Source organism: Pseudomaricurvus sp. HS19, assembly GCF_009857815.1.
GTDB lineage: Bacteria > Pseudomonadota > Gammaproteobacteria > Pseudomonadales > Cellvibrionaceae > Pseudomaricurvus.
Genome location: NZ_WVVW01000011.1, coordinates 236,611 through 256,922, shown reverse-complemented (window position 1 = coordinate 256,922; position 20,312 = coordinate 236,611). Strand labels below are relative to the sequence as shown.

The window sequence follows — 20,312 nt, the reverse complement described above, 5'->3', positions numbered from 1 at the left end:
ACCGACGCAATCAGGGCGACAGCGAAAATTGCCGGAAGACCGGGTGCGACTCCATCCGCCGGGACAACGCCTCCAGCCCCGGGCATTGCAAGGGCTGCAACAGCTCGCCGGCGTACTCCCAAACAAACTGCCAGACTACCGCCGCGGTGACGCTCAACTGACACTCGTCGCTGGCAACTGCCTGCGGGTTTTGTTGCAGCTGACGCTCCAGCTCGGTAAACGCCCCTTGACTCTGCTGCACCACCCGCTCGCGCCAGCTGTCCAGTTGAGCGGATTCGGGCCGGCGATAGACCTCGTAGATGTACTGCACCGCCTTGTCACAGGCGGCCATAGCCATACTCACCAGTGCGAAGTCGCGCTGCAACCCTGCAGGGTTATCAGGCCACAGGGAGCGGAGACTGAGCGCCGCCTCGGCATACTGCAGGATCAGTGACGAGTCCAGCATCACCGTGCCGTCGTCGCACACCAGGGTTGGCGCCTTCAGGGCGGGATTTATCGCACGGTACTCGTCCTCGTTGTCGAACGTAGAGAGTGAGCGATGCTCAAACGCCACCCCCAGCATCTGCAGCGAGATGGCGGTACGACGCACATAGGGGGATTTGAGGACACCGATCAGCTGCATGATGACGGCCCTCCCCAGACAGCCTGATCTTCAGGCATTGTGGGCAAGCTCCGGTGAAGAGACTTCGTCCACAATCAGGATGGTTACCGAGTCGCGATCAAACAGGTTGGCCTCGTCAGCGGCGATAACATCACCCACCTCCGGATTGGAGAGCGTGTGCATCATCTTGTCCAGCATATCCCGGCTGGAGAAGGTGAGCTCGGTCATCACATCAAATTCGTCAGAGTCGTCGGTGTTATTGGTGATATGGGCCGGCTTGTAGTCCTGCACATCTTCCACAAAATTGCGCTTGTAGGAGATGTAGAAGGGGATCATCTTCTCGATCAGCGGGGCGTGATTGGCTTCGTAGTAAGCGCGGAATTCAGCGCGGGTCATGCCGGGGCGGCGTTTAAAAAAGCAGAGGATCTTTAGCATTATTGTTCTCTCCCTGAGTGAATGCGTACATCGGAATCAAAGAGAGTAGCCCCCGGGCCCAACTGTTGCCAGCAGAGTTGATGCGTGAAAACCGCCAGCCGACAGGCCAGAAATGAACCCATGCCCCCCGGGGCAACAGCGCCATAAATAAAAAGGGCCGGTATTCACCGGCCCTTTGGAACTGGTCTGTGTAATCAGGTCTTGGGCAGGGTCACACCGCGCTGGCCCTGATACTTACCGCCGCGATCCTTGTAGGAGGTCTCGCAGATCTCGTCGGATTCGTAGAACAGCATCTGCGCCACGCCCTCGTTGGCGTAGATTTTCGCCGGCAGCGGCGTGGTGTTGGAGAATTCCAGGGTTACGTGCCCTTCCCACTCCGGCTCCAGCGGCGTCACGTTGACGATAATGCCGCAGCGGGCGTAGGTGGATTTGCCCAAACACACGGTCAGGACACTGCGGGGAATACGGAAGTACTCCACGGTACGGGCCAGGGCGAAAGAGTTGGGCGGGATAATGCACACGTCTTCCTGGATATCCACAAAGCTGTTTTCGTCAAAATGCTTGGGGTCGACGATGGTGGAGTGGACGTTGGTAAAGATCTTGAATTCGTTGGCACAGCGCACGTCGTAGCCGTAGCTTGAAGTCCCATAGGAGACCAGCTTCTCGCCCGCGGCGTTGTAACGGATCTGGCCAGCCTCGAAGGGCTCGATCATGCCTTCGTTCTCGGCCATGCGGCGGATCCACTTGTCGGACTTGATGCTCATAGATGGCTAACCTGTGCTGAAGAAGTAAGTATCGGGAATTCAATCGGACGAAAGGGCGAAATCATACTGGCTTTGCCCTGCGCAGGCAAAGCCAGTGGCGACCGCTGGCCACCACTGTGCGACGGCCTGAATCAGTCGCTGATTTCGATCACCGGCGCCTGGGTCTGGCTGACACTCACTGCCAGCGCGGCCGCCACCTGCAGGGCGATCTGGCGATAGGTCTGTGCCTCGGCGGACTCCGCATCCGCAGCCACGGTGGGACAGCCACCATCAGCCTGCTGGCGGATTGACAGGCTCAGGGGCAGGGAGCCCAGCAGACGGGTACCATACTGGCTTGCCAGCTGCTCACCGCCGCCCTCGCCGAAGATATGCTCCTCGTGGCCGCAGTTGCTGCAGATATGGGTAGCCATGTTCTCCACCACCCCCAGTACCGGCACGTGCACCTTGTGGAACATCTCCACCCCTTTTTTGGCATCCAGCAGGGCGATGTCCTGCGGGGTGGTGACGATCACGGCACCGGTCACCGGGACTTTTTGTGACAGGGTCAGCTGGATATCGCCGGTGCCGGGGGGCATGTCGATAATCAGGTAGTCCAGTTCGGGCCACAGGGTCTGCTGCAGCATCTGCAGCAGCGCGCCGCTGGCCATGGGGCCGCGCCACGCCAGAGGTGTCTGCTCGGTCACCAGGTACCCCATGGACATGGAGGCGATGCCATGACCGATATTGGGCCTCATGGCCTTCTGCTCCACCACTTCCGGACGCTGCTCACCCACTCCCAGCATGGCGGGAATGCTGGGACCATAGATATCCGCATCCAGGATACCCACCTTCGCCCCTTCGGCCTGCAGCGCCAGCGCCAGGTTCACCGCGGTGGTGGACTTGCCCACGCCGCCCTTGCCCGAGGCCACCGCAATAATATTGCGCACATTGGGGATACGCTGGGACTCGTCCGCCACCGCGCCTTCGGGGGACTGCCAGCCGATGTCAACGCTGACGCTCTCCACGCCGGGCAGTCCGCGCAGGGCTTCCCATACCGCGTCGCTCAGGGACTGCTCCAGGCTATCGGCCGGCACCGCCAGCTCCAGCGCCACGGAGACCTTGCCGGTCTCCACTGCAACGGACTCAATACGACCAATCTGTCCCAGCAACCAACCGCTGTCGGCAACCGGCAGTGACTCCAGCCGGGCTTCAATCTGGTTGGGCAATAAGGGGCTCAAGGGGGATGACATGACGACTCCTGAATGGTCCTGATAACGGCCTGAAACGGGGCAACCCCCCTGATTTCAGGCCGAAACAATGCTATAGTTCGGCGCTTTTTGTGGGGCCTGCTCTCAAGCTCCGGCGCCTGCCGGGGATTCTGGAGCGGCATTATACGCGAAACACTCGTGAATACCGCCCTGCCCCACCCACGTACATCGTCAGTGAGATAGCCAACGCCATGACCGAACGTCGCAAAATCCTGGTAACCAGCGCCCTGCCCTACGCCAACGGCTCCATCCACCTGGGCCACCTGGTGGAGTACATTCAGACCGATATCTGGGTGCGCTTTCAGAAGATGCGCGGTCACGAGTGCACTTACGTCTGCGCCGACGATGCCCACGGCACCGCCATCATGCTCAAGGCCGAGCAGCTGGGGCTGACGCCAGAGCAACAGATTGCCAATGTGAAAGCCGAGCACGAGCAAGACTTCGCCGACTTCCACATTGCCTTCGACAACTACCACTCCACCCACTCGGAGGAGAACCGGGAGCTGTCCGCCTACATCTATGAAAAGCTGAAGGCCAACGGCCATATCGCCAGCCGCAAGATCACCCAGGCCTACGACCCGGAGAAAGAGCTGTTCCTGGCGGACCGCTACATCAAGGGCACCTGCCCCAAGTGCAAGACCGACGACCAGTACGGCGACAACTGCGAAGCCTGTGGCGCCACCTACTCCCCCACCGAGCTGATCAACCCCAAGTCGGTGATCTCCGGAGCCACCCCGGTGGAGAAGGAGTCCGAGCACTTCTTCTTCAAACTGCCCGAATTTGAAAGCTTCCTGAAAGAGTGGACCCGTGCCGGTCACCTGCAGGACGAAGTGGCCAACAAACTGGCGGAGTGGCTGGACAGCGGCCTGCAGGAGTGGGACATCTCCCGCGATGCCCCCTACTTCGGCTTCGAGATCCCCGGCGCACCCGGCAAGTTCTTCTACGTCTGGCTGGACGCGCCCATCGGCTACCTGGCCTCGTTCAAGAACTACCTGTCCAAGCAGGAAGGTGTGGACGTCGCCGCCACCTTCCACGACTACTGGAAACCGGACTCCAGCGCCGAGGTGTACCACTTTATCGGCAAGGACATCGTCAACTTCCACGCCCTGTTCTGGCCCGCCATGCTCAGCTCCGCCCAGTTCCGCACCCCCACCAAGGTATGCGTGCACGGTTTCCTGACGGTCAATGGCAAGAAGATGTCCAAGTCCCGCGGCACCTTTATCAACGCCCGCAGCTACCTGGATCACCTCAACCCCGAGTACCTGCGCTATTACTTCGCCGCCAAGCTGTCGGCCAGCGTCGACGACCTGGACCTGAACCTGGAAGACTTTATCCAGCGGGTGAACAGCGACCTGGTGGGCAAGGTGGTGAACATCGCCAGCCGCACCGCCAAGTTTGTACAGAAGAGCGGTGGCAACCTCTCCACCACCATCGCCGACGAAGCGCTGTGGCAGCAGTTCGTGGAAGCCGACCAGGTGATTGCCAACTGCTTCGAGAACCGCGAATTCGGCAAGGCTATGCGTGAAGTGATGGCACTGGCGGACGCCGCCAACGAATACATTGCCGCGCAGGCACCATGGGCACTGGCCAAGCAGGAAGGCACCGAACAGCAGGTGCTGGATGTCTGCACCCTGGGCCTGAACATGTTCCGCGCCCTGATGACCTGGCTGAAGCCGGTACTGCCACAGGTGGCAGCCGACGCCGAGGCCTTCCTGCAGGAGAGCCTGAGCTGGACCGCCCCTATCGCCTTCCGCGGCGGTGAGGCCATCGGTCAGTTCAAGCCACTGCTGAGCCGCGTCGAGAAAGAGAAGGTGGACGCCATGATTGAAGCCGGTAAAGAAGCGCTCGCAGCCCAGCAGCCCGCTGCCGCCCCAGCCGCCGACAGCGAACTGGCCAAGGAACCACTGGCCGCGGAGATCAGCTTTGACGACTTCGCCAAGGTGGACCTGCGCATCGCACTGATCAAGGACGCCCAGCACGTGGAAGGCGCAGACAAACTGCTGCAGCTAACCCTGGACCTGGGTGGCGAGACCCGCAACGTATTCTCTGGCATCAAGTCTGCTTATCAACCGGAAGAGCTGATCGGCAAGCTCACGGTGATGGTGGCCAACCTGGCACCGCGCAAGATGAAGTTCGGCACGTCAGAAGGCATGGTGCTGGCCGCCGGCCCCGGCAAGAAAGAGATCTACCTGCTGGAGCCACACGAAGGCGCCAAGCCGGGTCAGAGGGTGATGTAAGGCAGGGCGGCAAAAACACGCCTCTGTAGCCACCCGACATTAGCTGTTACCCGCAGCGGGTGGAGCCAGCGCATTTGCCGTTATGTCGCCATCCCCGTTATGTCGTCATCCCCGTTATGTCGTCATCCCCGTTATGTCGTCATCCCCGCGCAGGCGGGGATCCAAGCAGCCGCAAGAGCCAGGGCCATGGTTTCCCGCCTGCGCGGGAATGACGAGAGTGCGCGGGAATGACGTAGAGCGCGAACGAGATAGGCCGCAATGTTTGTACTTGGCGCCACGGAATAACCTTGTCGATTTTGTTTATTTGAAAAACCGTTAATAGCCCCACCCGTTACCCATTAAAATGGTAAGGCTATAACCTCATCGTTTCTGGAGTCCCTATGACGGATTTTGTGGTGATTCTGATCAGCACAATCCTGGTCAACAATTTCGTGTTGGTCCAGTTCCTTGGACTGTGCCCGTTTATGGGCGTCTCCAACAAGCTGGAAACCGCCATCGGTATGGGCGGCGCCACCACCTTTGTGCTGACACTGGCCTCCATCTGCAGCTACCTGGTGCACAACTACATCCTGCAGCCGCTGGGGCTGGAGTACCTGAAAACCATCGCCTTTATCCTGGTGATCGCCGTGGTGGTGCAGTTCGCCAAGATGTTTATCGAGAAGACCAGCCCCCTGCTCTACCGGGTACTGGGCGTGTTCCTGCCGCTGATTACCACCAACTGCGCCGTACTGGGCGTGGCGCTGCAGAACACCGCCAAGGCCCATAACTTCACCCACTCCGCCCTTTACGGATTCGGCGCGGCGCTGGGTTTCTCCCTGGTACTGATCCTCTTCTCGGCCATGCGTGAGCGCCTGGCAGTCGCGGATGTACCGGTTCCATTCAAGGGCGCTGCCATCGGCATGATTACGGCAGGCCTGATGTCACTGGCCTTTATGGGCTTCAGTGGCCTGGTGTAAACAAGGTTGAGTGACACCACATGTACGAATTACTGATTACGCACCCGTTTGCCAGTGCCCTCACCGCCCTTGTGGCGCTGGCACTGGTGTTCGGCGGCATCCTCGGCTTTGCTGCGGTCAAGTTCAAGGTCGAGGGTGACCCCATCGTCGACCAGGTGGACACGCTGCTGCCCCAAACCCAGTGTGGCCAGTGTGGCTACCCCGGCTGCCGCCCCTACGCCCAGGCCATCGCCAACGGCGACGCCATCAACAAGTGCCCCCCCGGTGGCCAGAGCACCATTAACGCCATCGCCGACCTGCTGGATGTGGAAGCCCCCACCCTGGACGAAGAGCACGGCGAAGAGACCGACGTAAAGAAAGTGGCCTATATCCGTGAGGATGAGTGTATCGGCTGCACCAAGTGCATCCAGGCCTGTCCCATGGACGCCATCCTCGGCGCCGCCAAGCAGATGCACACCGTGATTGCCGATGAATGTACCGGCTGCGACCTCTGCGTAGAGCCCTGCCCGGTGGACTGCATCGATATGCTGCCAGTAGAGAAGACCTTGGCGGACTGGCACTGGGATAACCCTTCCCACAAGCGCCAGGTTCAGCACCACGACATCATTGCTACCGACAAGCAACCCAGTAACGATCAGGATCAGGATGGAGCGGCCGCGTGACGAAAATCTGGTCAATCCCCGGTGGTATCCATCCGCCCGAAAACAAAGCCCAATCCCTTCAATTGCCACTGGGTGAAGTCTCCCTGCCGGAAGAGATGATCTTCCCCCTCAACCAGCACATCGGCGCACCTGCCGAGGCAGTGGTAGCCGAGGGCGACCAGGTGCTTGGCGGTCAGCTGATCGCCAAAGCCAAGGGCCCGGTGAGTGCCAATATTCACGCCTCCACCTCCGGTACCGTGGTGGCGGTGGAAGACCGTACCCTGCCCCACCCCTCGGGCCTGAGCGGCCCCTGTGTGGTGATCCGCCCCGATGGAGAAGACCGCAGGGTGGAGTTCACCCCCTGTGAGGACTATACGGCGCTCTCCCACGAACAGCTGCTGGAGAAGATCCGCGCCGCCGGCATCACTGGCATGGGCGGTGCCGGCTTCCCGTCGGCGGTGAAGCTCAACCCCCGCGGCAACCAGAAGATCGATACCCTGATCATCAACGGCACCGAGTGTGAGCCCTACATCACCGCTGACGATATCCTGATGCAGACCCGCCCCGCAGATCTGGTGAGCGGCACCCAACTGCTGGCCCACCTGCTGGGCAACCCGGCCCGGGTGGTGATCGGCATCGAAGACAACAAGCCCGCCGCCATCGCCGCGGTGCGCAAGGCCGCCGAAGGCACCAATGTGGAAGTGGCCAGCTTCCCCACCAAATACCCCTCCGGTGGCGAGAAACAACTGATCCAGATTCTCACCGGCAAGGAAGTGCCCGCCGGCCAGATCCCCGCCACCATCGGCATTGTGCTGCAGAACGTGGGCACCACCGTGGCGGCCTGGGAAGCGGTGCGCTATGGCAAGCCGCTGATTGAGCGCATCACCACCGTGGTGGGCGAGGCGCTGGAGACCCAACGCAATGTGGTAGTGCGTCTCGGCACTCCCATCCGCCACGTGCTGGCAGAGCACGGTTTTATCGGCAAGAAAGCCAGCCGCCTGATTGTCGGCGGCCCGATGATGGGTTACGCCCTGGAGCAGGACGATGCACCGGTGGTGAAGACCACCAACTGCCTGCTGGCCCCCAGCAAGAAAGAGCTGCCGCCGCCAGCGCCGGCCCAGGCCTGTATCCGCTGCGGCATGTGTGCCGAAGCTTGCCCGGTAAGCCTGCTGCCACAGCAGATGTACTGGTACGCCCGCTCTGAAGATTACGAACGCCTCGAAGCTCACAACATCAAGGACTGCATCGAGTGCGGCGCCTGCTCTTACGTCTGCCCCAGCAACATTCCGCTGGTGCAGTACTACCGCGCCGCCAAGGGCACCATACGCCAGCTGGCGATCGAGAAAGAGAAGTCCGACCGCTCCCGCAAGCGCTTTGAGTACCGTCAGGAGCGCATCGCCAAGGCCGAAGCCGAGAAAGAGGCCAAGCGCCTTGCTCGCCAGAAAGCGGCGGAAGAGGCCAAGAAAAAGCTGGCAGAGCAGAAAGCCAATGGCAATGAAGCAGTGCCAACCGCGCCTAAAGCGGACATTGTGGCCGCCGCCGTAGCCCGCGCCCAGGCGACTCAAAAATCACCCGAGGAAGAGAAGGCCCGTCTCGAGCGTTCCGCCCTCAGCGCCAAAGGTCGCGTCGAAAAGCTGCAGGAGAAGATCAGCGCTGCCGAAGGCGAGATGAAGGAGAAGCTGTCTGCACAATTGAAGCAGGCGGAGCTGAAACTGAACGAAGCCGAGAGCAAACTGGCCGCCTTCGATGGCAGTAGCGCTGCTGCTCCGGCAGCACCGGCGGCGGATGACCCGGTGGCTGCAGCCATTGCCCGCGCCCAGGCCAAGATGACCATGGCCCCGGACGAGCAGCTGCGAGCCAACCTGGAGTCATTACGCGAGCGTCTGGCCAAGGCCGAAGAGAAACTCGCCGCGGCCAAAGCCGAAGGCAGTGACAAGGTGGAGGCCCTGCAAACCGGCGCCGACAAGCTGAAAGAGAAGATCGCCGCCAGCGAGAAAGAACTGGCGGAGCTGGGCCCGGTGGAACCGGTGGCCCAGGCACCTGCAGAGCAGGACGCCGCTGCCGCCGCCATTGAGCGCGCGAAAGCCAAAGCCGCCGCCCGCTCCAGCATGAGCGACGAGGACAAACTGCGCGATCAGCTGCAGAGCCTTGAGGGCCGCCTGCAGAAAGCTGGCGATAAGCTGGCGCAGGCCAAAGCCGAAGGTGCCGACACCGTCGACGCCCTGCAAACCGGCTTTGACAAACTGCAGGGCAAACAGCAGGAGCTGCGCGAACAGCTGCGGGCTATCAACCCTGCCGCGCCGGAATTGCAGGGCCAGCCTGCGGCAGAGGAAACACCTGCCGAAGCTGCCGCCGAACCCGACGCTGCAGCCCAGGCTATCGAACGCGCCAAGGCCAAGGCCGCAGCACAGGCCAGCATGAGCGACGAAGAGAAGCTGCGCGACCAGATCGAGTCAGCGGAGAAGCGCCTGCAGAAAGCCCGCGAGCGCCTGGCCAAGGCAGAAGCGGAAGACGACCCCAATATCGACGCCTTCCGCGGGGCCGTGGAAAAGAGTGAAGCCAAGCTGGAGAAGCTGCAGGGCGAGCTACAGGCGTAATGCCCTGATGGATTCCCGCCTGCGCGGGAATGACTCCGGTTTTTGGAATATGCATGTAAGCGTAACAACGGAAGACAAGATTAATGCGCTGCCTGTGTAACACCCGGGCCGACTGAGACGGGGTCTGGCAGCGTGATAGGTGTTCACTGCGAACACGAGGACCCAACCTTGTCATTCCCGCGCATAAGGTGAATTGCAGCTTGGCTGCAAGAGAGGGCACTCTGGGGTGGGCGGGAATCCAGTGTACCGCGCCAGCCCAGATCATCGGCTGATGATTGCAAGAATTACCGCCGGCAAATCCCCGGCAACTGAAAGGAACACAAAATGGCGTTTTTGAAAGTCAGCTCACCCCACGCCACCCGTCGTGGTGATACCGGTGGTGTGATGCGTCAGGTGATGCTGGCCTGTATTCCCGGGCTGGCGGCACTGACCTGGTTTTTTGGCCCCGGCAGCATTCTCAATGTGCTGGCCGCCAGCGCCTTTGCCCTGCTGTTTGAGTGCGGCATCCTGCTGCTGCGCAAACGCCCGGTGGGCTTTTACCTGCGCGACTGCAGCGCCCTGGTCACGGCCCTGCTGCTGGGTATGGCGCTGCCCCCCTATTGCCCCTGGTGGGTAGTGGCCGTGGGCATGTTCTTCGCCATCGTAATCGCCAAACACCTCTACGGCGGCATGGGCTACAACCCCTTTAACCCGGCCATGGTGGGCTATGTGGTGCTGCTGATCTCCTTCCCGGTGGAGATGACCCAGTGGGCCACCCCCACGCCGGCACTTGCTGACGGCCAGAACACCGTAGGCATTACCGCAGCGCTTGCCCATATCTGGGCCAACGCACCGCTGGACGGCTGGTCCGGCGCCACACCGCTGGATGCCTTCAAGCAGACCAGTGGCCTGATGGTGGACCAGGTCTACGCCGCCAACCCGATCTTCAGCACCGCTGACTTTGCCGGCGCTGGCTGGGAGTGGGTCAATATCGGCTTCCTGCTGGGCGGTCTCTATCTGCTGGCGCGCCGCATTTTTACCTGGCATGCGCCAGTGGCCATGCTCGCCACCCTGACCCTGATGTCAGTGATTTTCTACGACGGCGGCAGCTCCAGCAGTGGCGGCTCGCCACTGTTCCATCTGTTCTCCGGCGCCACCATGCTGGGTGCCTTCTTTATCGTTACCGACCCGGTCACCTCCGCGGTCAGCAACAAAGGGCGGCTCATCTACGGCGCCGGTGTGGGCCTGCTGGTCTACCTGATCCGCGTCTGGGGCAACTACCCCGATGCCATGGCCTTTGCGGTGCTGCTGATGAACTTCGCCGCCCCCTTTATCGATTACTACACCCTGCCGCGCACCTATGGCCACGAGAAATCCCGCCGCGCTACAGAAAAAAGTGAATAAGGATTGAAACACCATGCTGGGTAAATCCATCAGCACCAACAGCTTCCTGCTGGGCGCCTTTGCCCTGGTAACCGCCGCGATCCTGGCCGGTACCGAGCTGGGCACCGCCGACCGCATTGCCGCCGCCGAGCGTGAAGCGGCGCAGAAAGCACTGCTGCAGATCGTGCCGCTGGAGCGTCACGATAACGACCTGCTGCTGGACACAGTTGCGGTGGAGCCACGCTTCTGGCAACTGCTGGGGCTGAAAAATGGTGGCAACATCCATATCGCCCGCGAGCAGGGTAAGCCGGTGGCCGCCATTATTCCGGCGGTGGCACCGGACGGTTACAGCGGTGATATCAAGCTGATTATCGGCATCAATAAAGACGGCAGCGTTGCCGGTGTGCGGGTGCTGGCCCACAATGAAACCCCGGGCCTCGGCGACAAGGTGGACCTGAAGAAAAGCGACTGGCTGCTGGGCTTTGACGACAAATCCCTGAACTCCCCCTCCCCCGCTGAATGGGCGGTAAAAAAGGATGGCGGTGTCTTTGACCAGTTTACCGGCGCCACCATCACCCCGCGCGCGGTGGTGAAGCAGGTGAAGAAGGCACTGGAGTTTTTCCAGCTGAGCCATCCCCTGAGTGAAAAGCCCCTGAACGAAACTCCGCTGGATGAAAAGCCCCAGGATGAACAGCCGCTGGCCGCAGCCAACTCCCAAGAGACTGAGTGATCACTATGGCAACCTATAAAGAGATTACCCATAACGGACTCTGGAAAAACAACCCGGCGCTGGTACAGCTGCTGGGCCTGTGTCCGCTGCTGGCGGTGAGCGGCAGTGTGGTTAACGCCCTCGGCCTGGGCCTGGCCACCACCCTCGTACTGGTGGGCTCCAACGTGGCTGTGTCCCTGATCCGCAAAACCGTCAGCGACGCGGTGCGCCTGCCGGCCTTCGTGATGATCATCGCCTCCTTCACCACCTGCACCGAACTGCTGATGAAGGCCTTTACCTACGAGCTCTACCAGATCCTCGGTATTTTTATTCCGTTGATCGTGACCAACTGTGTGATCCTCGGCCGCGCCGACGCCTTTGCCAGCAAAAACACGGTGGGCGCCTCGGCGCTGGACGGCTTTATGATGGGTACCGGCTTTATGCTGGTGCTGCTCGCCATCGGCGCCATTCGCGAGATTCTCGGCCACGGCACCCTGTTTGCTGAAATGGACCTGCTGCTGGGCCCCATGGCGGCCGGTTGGACCATTACTCTGTTCCAGAACTACAGCGGCCTGCTGGTGGCGGTGCTGCCACCCGGCGCCTTTGTTGTGGCGGGGATGCTGATTGCGCTGAAGAACGTGATTGATGCTGAAGTGGAAAAGCGCGAGAAAGCCCGTCGCGAGGCGCCTGCAGCCAAGGGCAGCAAGCGGGTGCGGACTACGGGGACTATTAGCTGAGTGTTCGAGATGGATCCCCGCCCACCCCAGAGTGCCCTCTCTTGCCGCTGAGCGGCAATTCACCTTGTGCGCGGGGATGACGAACCTGGCGAGTGGCGAGTGGCGAGTGGCGAGTGGCGAGTGGCGAGTGGCGAGTGGCGAGTGGCATGATGACTTGTCCTGTGACTAAGACAAGCTTGTACTCGCAACTCGAGCGAAGCGTTCACGCTCCTCGCTACTCAAAGCAATGCGTCCTCGCTACTCGCAGCTACTTCCCATGCAGATAATCGGTCTTCGCCGCCATAATAAAATCGTTACGATGCAGGCCACCGATGGTATGTGTCCACCAGCGGACCGTGGTTTTGCCCCACTCCACCAGAATAGCGGGATGGTGATTGGCCCCTTCCGCCAGCTCTCCTACCGCATTGGCAAAATCCAGCGCGCCATTGAAATCCTTGAAGCTGTAGACCTTTTCCAGCTGCGGCACACCGTCGCGCCCCACTACCTGCCAGCCAGGTAGCTGCAGCAGCAGTTCCGCCTGTTCATCGGCCTCCACCGCTATAGCATTGCGGTCACAGGCGGCGCAGCTCTCATTTACCAGTCTGGTCATCGTTCTGCTCCTGACAGCAAGGCTTACCCGCCAGTGTAGTACACCCCGGCAACCCGCTGACACCCCTGCCTGACCGGCAGGCACAAAAAAGGCAGACCGAAGTCTGCCTTTTTGACGAGAGGTGTAACCGGGGCTTACTGCACCTCGATCACGCCCTCTTCGATCTTGGCCTGCCAGATCTGCGGGCCGGTGGTGTGTACGGACTCACCGTTCACGTCCACAGCCACAGTCACAGGCATGTCCTTCACTTCGAACTCGTAAATGGCTTCCATACCCAGGTCGGCAAAGCCCAGCACCTTGGAGGCCTTGATGGCTTTGGAGACCAGGTAGGCAGAGCCGCCCACGGCCATCAGGTAAACCGCCTTGTTGTCCTTGATGGCAGTAATCGCCTCAGGGCCACGCTCGGATTTACCCACCATGCCGATGAGGCCGGTTTTTTCCAGCATGGTGCGAGTGAACTTGTCCATACGGGTAGCGGTGGTTGGACCAGCAGGACCGACAACCTCGTCGCCCACAGGATCAACCGGGCCTACGTAGTAGATCATACGGTTGGTGAAGTCCACTGGCAGCTCTTCGCCCTTGGCAATCATATCCACCAGGCGCTTGTGAGCGGCGTCGCGGCCGGTAAGCAACTTACCGGACAGGAGTACGGTTTCACCGGTTTTCCACTCGGCCAGGTCTTCCTTGGTCAGCTCATCCAGGTTGACGCGACGGGCATTGCCCACTTCCCAGGTAATTTCCGGCCAGTCACTCAGGTCTGGCGGGGTCTGCAGGGAGGGGCCGGAACCGTCCAGGGTGAACTTGCACAGGCGGGTGGCAGCACAGTTGGGGATCACGGCGATAGGCTTGTTGGCCGCGTGCGTGGGGCAATCTTTTACCTTCACATCCAGAACGGTGGTCAGACCACCCAGGCCCTGGGCACCGATACCCAGCTTGTTGACCTTGTCCATGATCTCCAGACGCAGCTCTTCGGAGCGGTTGGAGGCACCGCGCTCGCGCAGGTCCTGGATATCGATCGGGTCCAGCAGCGCTTCCTTGGCCATAGCCATGGCCTTGTCAGCGGTACCGCCGATACCAATACCGAGGATACCGGGCGGACACCAGCCAGCGCCCATCTGTGGCACCATCTTCAGGATCCACTCCACCACGTTGTCGGAGGGGTTGAGCATGGCGAACTTGGTCTTGGCTTCAGAACCGCCACCCTTGGCCACCACGTGCACTTCCACCTTGTCACCGGGAACGATCTTGGTGGTGATCATGGCGGGGGTGTTGTCGCCGGTATTTTTGCGGGCACCGTCCGGATCTGCCAGCACAGAGGCGCGCAGCTTGTTGTCCGGGTGGTTGTAGGCGCGACGCACGCCTTCGTTGATCATCTCTTCCAGGCTGCAATCGGTATCCCACTGCACGTTCATACCGATTTTCATGATAACGCTGACGATACCGGTGTCCTGACAGATGGGGCGATGGCCCTCCGCACACATGCGGGAGTTGATCAGGATCTGCGCCATGGCGTCCTTGGCGGCGGGGTTGGCTTCGCGCTGATAGGCCTCGTAAACCGCTTTGATGAAGTCTTTGGGGTGGTAGTAGGAAATAAACTGCAGCGCATCGGCGATGCTGTCGATCAGGTCGTCTTTGCGGATTACCGTAGTCATCAGCGACATCTCTCACTCTGGGTTATCACGGTACAGAAGACTGGCTTCTGCAATCACGGGTATTCACGGAATAAAACAGGCGCAAATTCTACACCAGCCGGCTGCGTTTGTCCGTTGGCAGTCCCGCCATTCGCACTACACCCTTGGTCGGGGTTGCATTGGCCGGTAATCAGCCTACACTCCAGAGAACTGACGTAGATAACCAGGAGGTATCTACCGAATGATTCTGGATATCCGCCGTCTCCGGATACCCTTCCTGTCCCGGGTCTTCCCGACCTGGTTTGGCCCCGACTCCCCTCAGAAAAGACCAATTACCGTCACCAGCCGTTCACAGCCCTCACGGGTTATAGCAACACCGTCCATAACAATAGCGATAGCCCCCAGTTACCGGCCCGGCCGCGCCGCTGTTTTCGCTGCGACCGCATTGCCTGGCTGTTCAGACCCGAATGGAGTACCCCATGGCATCAAACCTGGAGCCCTGCCCCTTCTGTGGCAGCTGCAACATGCACATCAGCCATCATCTGCTATCCCGCGCCGTATGCTGCCAGCACTGCAAGGCGACGGGCCCGCACCGGCGCACCACGGAAGAGGCGGTGTTGAACTGGAACCGGGTCTCGAAGTGTTCGCGGCAACAGGTGCAGTCGCCGAATCCGCAGATTCACGGCCACCTGCATAATCTGGAAGACGCCGTACGCAGCCTGGCCAGTATTCTCAGGCATGGGCCGCGACAGGGTTTGGGAGGGGGAGTGGAACCGGACCGGGAGCACTGACGGCTCCCCGGATCAATTCAGCACGACAGGCAGAACTACTGCACCAGACCCAGCTTGCGCTTGATCTCCAGCAGTTCCCGATTGGTGGTGAGGCGATAGGCGTCGATGGCCTTGATGGCCTCATCGTGATTGTTCATTTTGGACTGCAGCTTGCTGAGACTGGTGTCCAGGCGAGTGAGACGATCCAGCGCATCGCGCAGCTGTTTCTGCTGGGCATCACTGCTATCCCCCACCAGTGCCACCTTCTCCGCCTGCAGCGCCACGTCCGAGCTTACCGCTTTCAGCTTGTCCGCCTGGGATTTGGCCAGGGATTGGGCCTCTGAAGCCTGCTTGCTGGTCTTGCTGAGGGTGCTTTTCAGGGTATTGAGCGCCTTTTCGTTATCGGCAACGTCCTGTTTGGTAGCCTTGCGGGCATCCCACAGTTTGCGAATCTCGATCTCTGCAGTCTTCAGACTCTCCCGACTCTCCTTCAGGTTGGCCTGCAGGGCTGCAACTGACTGGGTGGATTCGTCATCCGACAGTGCCAGCCGCTGCTCCAACTCGCCAATACGTTTTTCCGCCTGCGCGGCCTGCTGTTGGGTTAGCAGCAGCTGCCAGTAGGCAAAACCCGCCAATCCCAGACCGGTGAGCGCCAGCAGCAGTGCCAGGGGAACCAGGGGTGATGACTTGGCAGTGGCCGGTGCCGCGGCCCGCGGACGCTGGGGGGCCGCCGCCTTTTGGGCCGGTTTCTGGGCCTGTGGCCGGGCCTTGGGCTGGCCTATGCGCTCGTTGAAGTCATCGCGGCTCGGCACCATGGTGCCCAGTGAAGGTTCCTTACGGTCCTGCATTGCATCGGGTCTCAATTATATGAATTACAACAGGAGCAGAGTTATAACAAAGCTCGCCTTAAATAGACACCAGCCACCCACAAAAAAGCCGGGCTGGGCCCGGCTTTTACGACACAGTTACCGCTTGGCGGTCAGTGCCTCATGGCGTGTGACAAGGCTTACAAATACACCAGCAGTGCCGCCAGAACCACGGTCAGGGCGATGCTGCAGTGAATCACCCCTTTTACGGTGGTCATTGGGCCTTGCTTACCGGCAATAGCATTGACCTCCAGCGCCGCGATAAGTGCCAGCACAATCCACAGACCCAGGCCCATGCCTTTGCCGTAACCACCACCGTTGACGAAGTGTGGACCGGCCAGCATGAAGAACACCATGGGACCGGAGAAGAGGGTGTTGGTACGGGAAGCCAGCAGTGCCTTGCCTGCGGCGGCACCGGCATCACCACCCTGCACCAGGCCCAGGGCAATCTTCTGGTTTGGCCAGATGATCAGCCAGACATTGAGGAACATCAGGGTACCCATGGTGGCACCGGCGATGATGTACGCATTCATCAGGCCCTGCTTCATCAGGCCAACCAACAGGATCAGGCCGGTGATAAAGGTAAACATGGCACCCCAACGGAACCACCACAGGGCTTCGGGAGCCAGCTTGGCCTTGGCGTCTTTCAGGGCTTCCGGCGTTGCCTGTTTGAAGTAACCACCCTGGATAAAGTTGAAGTAGTAGAGCAACCCGATCCAGGTAATGCCGAACAGCACATGCCCCCATCGAGCCAGGAAGTTAATAAAGTTCATGATTTCCATACTGAGATCCTTGTTCAGGCCCTGCACGGCGGTGCGGGCTGTCTGTTGTTGTTATGTCGCTCCGGACTTCTACCTTGATATACCCTGGCAAAAGGCCACCGAAGTACCATCAACTATACCCATTCTGGCAGCTAAAAATAAAGGGAGCTGTTGCTCCCTTTATTGGTCTCGTGCGCGGCGTCACCGCCCGCCGGGGCTTAATCAGCCACCGTAATTGCTCGCCACGAAGTCCCAGTTCACCAGCGCCCAGAAAGCACCGAGATAGTTGGGACGTGAGTTACGGTAGTCGATGTAGTAGGCGTGCTCCCACAGGTCGACGGTCAGGATGGGAGTAACACTGTCATCGGTCAGCGGAGTTGCGGCATTGCTGGTATTGACGATGGCCACAGAGCCGTCCGCTTTTTTCACCAGCCAAGTCCAGGAAGAGCCGAAGTTGTTGGCAGCGGAGGTGTTGAACTCGTCCTGAAATTTTTCGAAGGAACCAAAGGCTGCATTGATGGCATCAGCCACGGCACCAGTGGGTGCCCCGCCACCCGTTGGGCTCAGGCAGTTCCAGTAAAAGGTGTGATTCCAGATCTGGGCGGCGTTGTTGAACATGCCACCGGACGAGCCCTTGACGATTTCTTCCAGGCTCTTGCCTTCAAACTCACTGCCGGGGAGCAGGCCGTTGAGTTTATCGACGTAGGTTTTGTGGTGCTTGCCGTAGTGATACTCCAGCGTTTCGGCGGAGATATGCGGGGCCAGGGCGTCCTGGGCATAAGGCAGTGGAGGTAGTTCAATAGTCATAAATCTCTTCCTTAATTCGACAGGTATTGGGGTCACTGCCAGGGCAGCAACCGAGTGAAGCGATATTTGAATATTGGCACAGCCCTGTTACCGGCCGGTGAAGCAAAGCCCGGCAGTAATAGGCATAAACTATAAAGCAGATAAATTTTTATTAGATGCGGTTTCCGCTATCCGGCGAGGACACCTCCGGTGCAGGTGTGAATCCTGCCTGGTCAACCGCAACCTGCGATTGTTACGCAGGCGCTGACAATAACTATACCCACAGGAGTCTCAGGCTGCCACCGCTGCAGACACCGGGCGGCGACCAAAAACTGCACTCCTCAGGGCTCCCCGGCCTGCGGGTGTTCTGACCACCGCTTTCGCTCAAAGTTTATACATTAGTCGAAGTATTTGTGCAGAAAGGTAGCACTTTTATTGATTGTTACCGGACAGCCGGTAAACTGTCGGCGCCTGTATTTACCCGGCCCGGTTTCACGCCGGGCCCCGAACGAGAGAAGTACCCATGCCAAAGATCAACATCTACACCGATATCAACGCCGTAGAAGCGGAAGCCCGCAAAGACTACATCGACCGTCACTCCCCCTTCATCCACTGCGAGCCTTCCGCCAAGGCCGGTGAGACCTTTGAAGTGACTGTTCAGGTAGGCGCCGAATACCAGCATCCCGATGATATGGACCACTACATCTCCTCTGTGGCCCTGTTCAACCGCGAAACCAAAATCGCCGAAGCCACTTTCTTCGCTGGCTCCCAGGGCGGTCAGGACAAGAAAGGCAACACCCGCGTTACTTTCGGCGTGGTTCTGGACAAGAATGCCAAGCTGGTAGCCCAGTCCTACTGCACCAAGCACGGCATCTGGGAAAGCATCCCTGTTGACGTAGCTGTTGCTTAATCGCGAACAGCAGCATCAGAAAACCGGGCCTGGCCCGGTTTTTTTTCGTCTGTGAGCTACCTCCGATACCACAGGCCGGCCTCCCGGCCACGCAGACACGTCATCGCGAGCGCAGCGTGGCGATCCATGTACAGCACGGTCTATACAGCTGTGTGCCAAACATGGATTACTTCGGCGCTGAAAACGCTCCTCGCAATGACGGGGCTGGAGTTGTTATCCCGCTTGCAAACAAACCCAAATCGTCATCGCGAGCGCAGCGTGGCAATCCATCTACAGCACGGTCTACACAGCTGTGTGCTAACTCCTCAGCGAGGCAAGCGCACCCGGGCTATCAGGCCGGCACCCGTGCCTTGCGCAGTGTCAGCGTTGTGCAGGGTGAGGGAACCACCGTGACTGGTGACAATCTGCCGCGCAATAGAGAGCCCCAGACCGGTACCGCCGGTGCCCCGGTTGCGCGACTGCTCTATCCGCCTGAAGGGCTCGAACACAGCCTCCAGCTGCTCCTCCGGAATGCCCGGCCCCTGGTCGCAAATCTCAATGGTCAGCCAACCCGCAGTGGCCGTCATGGACGCCTTTGCCGAGGAGCCGTACTTCACCGCGTTCTCCAGCAAGTTACGCAACGCGCGCTTGAGGCTGACCGGCCGCACCTCCAGCACCACAGGCTCGCCCTCCTGCCACTCAACGGCCATGCCCATCTCCTGCAAGTCATCACACAGGCTGCCGAGCAACGCATTGATATCCACCGGACGGGTTGCCTCGCCGTCACCGGACTGACGCACAAACGCCAGCGTAGCCTCCGACATCTGCTGCATCTCCTCCAGGCTGCGCAGCAGTTTGTCCTTCTCCTCGCTGTCGGCCATCAGTTCCAGGCGCAGGCGCATCGCTGTAATGGGTGTGCGCAGGTCATGGGACAGCGCGGCCAGCATCTGCGTGCGTTCAGAGACGAACCGTTCGATCCGGTGATTCATACTGTTAAACGCCGACACCGTGTGACTGATGTCTTCCGGCCCCTCCTCCAGCAACGGCGGAATTTTCTTGCCGCGGCCGAGATCCTCCGCCGCCCGGGCGAGGCGCTGCAGCGGTCTGGTAATGCGGCGCATCTGCCAGAACACCACGGCGATCACCATCAGCAATGCCAGGGAAAGAAAGATGAAGGTAGACGCGGCCAGCATTGGCGTTCCATCCGGCGCGCGCTGCCGGGTTACCAGCCAATCCCCGCCATTGAGCTGTACCGCCAGCCTTACTTCCCGCAGGGGCGGGCGGGGACGGTAACGGAACCAGGTATCAGGCGGTCGGTGTTCCGAACGATGATGGGCATCGCGCTCGGGGAAACGGACTTCATCAATAGAGACTTTCGTGCGCGCCGCGTACTCACCCCCCAGACGCTCCAGCAGCTGTTCACGTAATTCACGGGCGTAACTGCTGCGATCCTCCGGCAACTCCGGCTCTGTACCCGTCAGCTGGTAACGCCCTCCCGGACGCTGCCAGGCTCGTAACACGGAGCGGTGCAACGAGGACGGGGTCTGCTCTATGACGGCCACCGCGCTGGCAAACTGCCGCACAATAAAGCGCTCACTGTTATAACGCAGCGCGCGCTCGTGGGCTTCGGACAGCAACCACAGATTGATACCCTGGGCCAGCAGCAGGGCCAGCACCACCAGCAGGATCATTTGTCCCAGCAATTTACGGGGCCACAAACGGGCTAGCATGCGC

At 60.2% G+C, this 20,312-nt stretch carries 19 protein-coding genes; 9 read left to right on the top strand and 10 right to left on the bottom strand.

Going from position 1 to position 20,312, the window contains the following annotated elements:
* Positions 1–10: 10 nt before the first annotated feature.
* The 4 genes from GSF27_RS15290 to apbC form a co-directional block, all read right to left on the bottom strand.
* Entirely contained in the window at positions 11–622 is a 612-nt protein-coding gene (locus GSF27_RS15290; protein ID WP_160970691.1) for a glutathione S-transferase family protein, read from the bottom strand.
* A 30-nt stretch (positions 623–652) separates the two neighbouring features.
* Positions 653–1,036 (bottom strand): EthD domain-containing protein, encoded by a 384-nt coding sequence (locus GSF27_RS15285; protein ID WP_160970690.1) that lies wholly within the window; start codon positions 1,034–1,036, stop codon positions 653–655.
* A 194-nt stretch (positions 1,037–1,230) separates the two neighbouring features.
* Positions 1,231–1,800, bottom strand: a complete 570-nt coding sequence (dcd, locus tag GSF27_RS15280; protein ID WP_160970689.1) for a dCTP deaminase — start codon at positions 1,798–1,800, stop codon at positions 1,231–1,233.
* A 131-nt stretch (positions 1,801–1,931) separates the two neighbouring features.
* On the bottom strand, positions 1,932–3,029 hold the full coding sequence (gene apbC, locus GSF27_RS15275; RefSeq protein ID WP_160970688.1) for an iron-sulfur cluster carrier protein ApbC: 1,098 nt from the start codon (positions 3,027–3,029) through the stop codon (positions 1,932–1,934).
* 209 nt (positions 3,030–3,238) lie between these two features.
* Between apbC and metG the strand changes: the two genes are divergently transcribed.
* The 7 genes from metG (at position 3,239) to GSF27_RS15240 (ending at position 12,286) form a co-directional block, all read left to right on the top strand.
* Positions 3,239–5,284 (top strand): methionine--tRNA ligase, encoded by a 2,046-nt coding sequence (metG, locus tag GSF27_RS15270; protein ID WP_160970687.1) that lies wholly within the window; start codon positions 3,239–3,241, stop codon positions 5,282–5,284.
* Between the two features lie 380 nt (positions 5,285–5,664).
* Positions 5,665–6,240 (top strand): electron transport complex subunit RsxA, encoded by a 576-nt coding sequence (gene rsxA / locus GSF27_RS15265; RefSeq protein WP_160970686.1) that lies wholly within the window; start codon positions 5,665–5,667, stop codon positions 6,238–6,240.
* 20 nt (positions 6,241–6,260) lie between these two features.
* A complete protein-coding gene (gene rsxB, locus GSF27_RS15260; RefSeq protein WP_160970685.1) occupies positions 6,261–6,902 on the top strand; it encodes an electron transport complex subunit RsxB in 642 nt (213 codons plus the stop codon).
* Positions 6,899–9,478, top strand: a complete 2,580-nt coding sequence (gene rsxC / locus GSF27_RS15255) for an electron transport complex subunit RsxC (RefSeq protein WP_160970684.1) — start codon at positions 6,899–6,901, stop codon at positions 9,476–9,478. Before rsxB ends, rsxC begins: the two co-directional genes overlap by 4 nt.
* Before the next feature lie 324 nt (positions 9,479–9,802).
* On the top strand, positions 9,803–10,861 hold the full coding sequence (gene rsxD / locus GSF27_RS15250) for an electron transport complex subunit RsxD (protein WP_160970683.1): 1,059 nt from the start codon (positions 9,803–9,805) through the stop codon (positions 10,859–10,861).
* A gap of 13 nt (positions 10,862–10,874) precedes the next feature.
* Entirely contained in the window at positions 10,875–11,570 is a 696-nt protein-coding gene (gene rsxG, locus GSF27_RS15245) for an electron transport complex subunit RsxG (RefSeq protein WP_160970682.1), read from the top strand.
* A gap of 5 nt (positions 11,571–11,575) precedes the next feature.
* A complete protein-coding gene (locus tag GSF27_RS15240; protein ID WP_160970744.1) occupies positions 11,576–12,286 on the top strand; it encodes an electron transport complex subunit E in 711 nt (236 codons plus the stop codon).
* Between the two features lie 247 nt (positions 12,287–12,533).
* On the opposite strand, the gene GSF27_RS15235 is transcribed toward GSF27_RS15240, so the two are convergent.
* A complete protein-coding gene (locus GSF27_RS15235; protein WP_160970681.1) occupies positions 12,534–12,875 on the bottom strand; it encodes a 4a-hydroxytetrahydrobiopterin dehydratase in 342 nt (113 codons plus the stop codon).
* 134 nt (positions 12,876–13,009) lie between these two features.
* Positions 13,010–14,527, bottom strand: coding sequence for a fumarate hydratase (locus tag GSF27_RS15230; protein WP_160970680.1), 1,518 nt, complete (start codon positions 14,525–14,527; stop codon positions 13,010–13,012).
* Positions 14,528–14,985: 458 nt separating this feature from the next.
* Here GSF27_RS15230 and GSF27_RS15225 point away from each other — a divergent pair, with 458 nt between their 5' ends.
* The gene (locus tag GSF27_RS15225) at positions 14,986–15,297 is read left to right on the top strand and encodes a Lar family restriction alleviation protein (protein ID WP_160970679.1); all 312 of its coding nucleotides are present in this window, start codon (positions 14,986–14,988) and stop codon (positions 15,295–15,297) included.
* A gap of 35 nt (positions 15,298–15,332) precedes the next feature.
* Here the strand turns inward: GSF27_RS15225 and GSF27_RS15220 are convergent, their stop codons facing one another.
* From GSF27_RS15220 to GSF27_RS15210, 3 genes are all read right to left on the bottom strand, one after another.
* Positions 15,333–16,124, bottom strand: a complete 792-nt coding sequence (locus GSF27_RS15220) for a hypothetical protein (protein ID WP_160970678.1) — start codon at positions 16,122–16,124, stop codon at positions 15,333–15,335.
* Between the two features lie 158 nt (positions 16,125–16,282).
* Positions 16,283–16,924 (bottom strand): urate hydroxylase PuuD, encoded by a 642-nt coding sequence (locus tag GSF27_RS15215; RefSeq protein WP_237457584.1) that lies wholly within the window; start codon positions 16,922–16,924, stop codon positions 16,283–16,285.
* 201 nt (positions 16,925–17,125) lie between these two features.
* Positions 17,126–17,710 carry a Fe-Mn family superoxide dismutase gene (locus tag GSF27_RS15210; protein WP_160970676.1) on the bottom strand — a complete coding sequence of 195 codons (585 nt, stop codon included), beginning with the start codon at positions 17,708–17,710 and terminating at the stop codon, positions 17,126–17,128.
* A gap of 502 nt (positions 17,711–18,212) precedes the next feature.
* On the opposite strand from GSF27_RS15210, the gene GSF27_RS15205 reads away from it, so the two are divergent.
* On the top strand, positions 18,213–18,599 hold the full coding sequence (locus GSF27_RS15205; protein ID WP_160970674.1) for a desulfoferrodoxin family protein: 387 nt from the start codon (positions 18,213–18,215) through the stop codon (positions 18,597–18,599).
* Between the two features lie 305 nt (positions 18,600–18,904).
* Here GSF27_RS15205 and GSF27_RS15200 read toward each other — a convergent pair whose 3' ends face one another.
* Entirely contained in the window at positions 18,905–20,308 is a 1,404-nt protein-coding gene (locus GSF27_RS15200; protein ID WP_160970672.1) for an ATP-binding protein, read from the bottom strand.
* Positions 20,309–20,312: the final 4 nt, after the last annotated feature.

What these genes read in the sequence shown, in the direction of transcription:
- GSF27_RS15290 (WP_160970691.1), bottom strand. Translation starts at nt 622, where the DNA reads ATGCAGCTGATCGGTGTCCTCAAATCCCCCTATGTGCGTCGTACCGCC.
- rsxG (WP_160970682.1), top strand. Translation starts at nt 10,875, where the DNA reads ATGCTGGGTAAATCCATCAGCACCAACAGCTTCCTGCTGGGCGCCTTT.
- GSF27_RS15240 (WP_160970744.1), top strand. Translation starts at nt 11,576, where the DNA reads ATGGCAACCTATAAAGAGATTACCCATAACGGACTCTGGAAAAACAAC.
- rsxA (WP_160970686.1), top strand. Translation starts at nt 5,665, where the DNA reads ATGACGGATTTTGTGGTGATTCTGATCAGCACAATCCTGGTCAACAAT.
- rsxD (WP_160970683.1), top strand. Translation starts at nt 9,803, where the DNA reads ATGGCGTTTTTGAAAGTCAGCTCACCCCACGCCACCCGTCGTGGTGAT.
- metG (WP_160970687.1), top strand. Translation starts at nt 3,239, where the DNA reads ATGACCGAACGTCGCAAAATCCTGGTAACCAGCGCCCTGCCCTACGCC.
- GSF27_RS15200 (WP_160970672.1), bottom strand. Translation starts at nt 20,308, where the DNA reads ATGCTAGCCCGTTTGTGGCCCCGTAAATTGCTGGGACAAATGATCCTG.
- GSF27_RS15235 (WP_160970681.1), bottom strand. Translation starts at nt 12,875, where the DNA reads ATGACCAGACTGGTAAATGAGAGCTGCGCCGCCTGTGACCGCAATGCT.
- GSF27_RS15220 (WP_160970678.1), bottom strand. Translation starts at nt 16,124, where the DNA reads ATGCAGGACCGTAAGGAACCTTCACTGGGCACCATGGTGCCGAGCCGC.
- GSF27_RS15210 (WP_160970676.1), bottom strand. Translation starts at nt 17,710, where the DNA reads ATGACTATTGAACTACCTCCACTGCCTTATGCCCAGGACGCCCTGGCC.
- GSF27_RS15215 (WP_237457584.1), bottom strand. Translation starts at nt 16,924, where the DNA reads ATGGAAATCATGAACTTTATTAACTTCCTGGCTCGATGGGGGCATGTG.
- dcd (WP_160970689.1), bottom strand. Translation starts at nt 1,800, where the DNA reads ATGAGCATCAAGTCCGACAAGTGGATCCGCCGCATGGCCGAGAACGAA.
- apbC (WP_160970688.1), bottom strand. Translation starts at nt 3,029, where the DNA reads ATGTCATCCCCCTTGAGCCCCTTATTGCCCAACCAGATTGAAGCCCGG.
- GSF27_RS15285 (WP_160970690.1), bottom strand. Translation starts at nt 1,036, where the DNA reads ATGCTAAAGATCCTCTGCTTTTTTAAACGCCGCCCCGGCATGACCCGC.
- GSF27_RS15225 (WP_160970679.1), top strand. Translation starts at nt 14,986, where the DNA reads ATGGCATCAAACCTGGAGCCCTGCCCCTTCTGTGGCAGCTGCAACATG.
- GSF27_RS15230 (WP_160970680.1), bottom strand. Translation starts at nt 14,527, where the DNA reads ATGACTACGGTAATCCGCAAAGACGACCTGATCGACAGCATCGCCGAT.
- GSF27_RS15205 (WP_160970674.1), top strand. Translation starts at nt 18,213, where the DNA reads ATGCCAAAGATCAACATCTACACCGATATCAACGCCGTAGAAGCGGAA.
- rsxB (WP_160970685.1), top strand. Translation starts at nt 6,261, where the DNA reads ATGTACGAATTACTGATTACGCACCCGTTTGCCAGTGCCCTCACCGCC.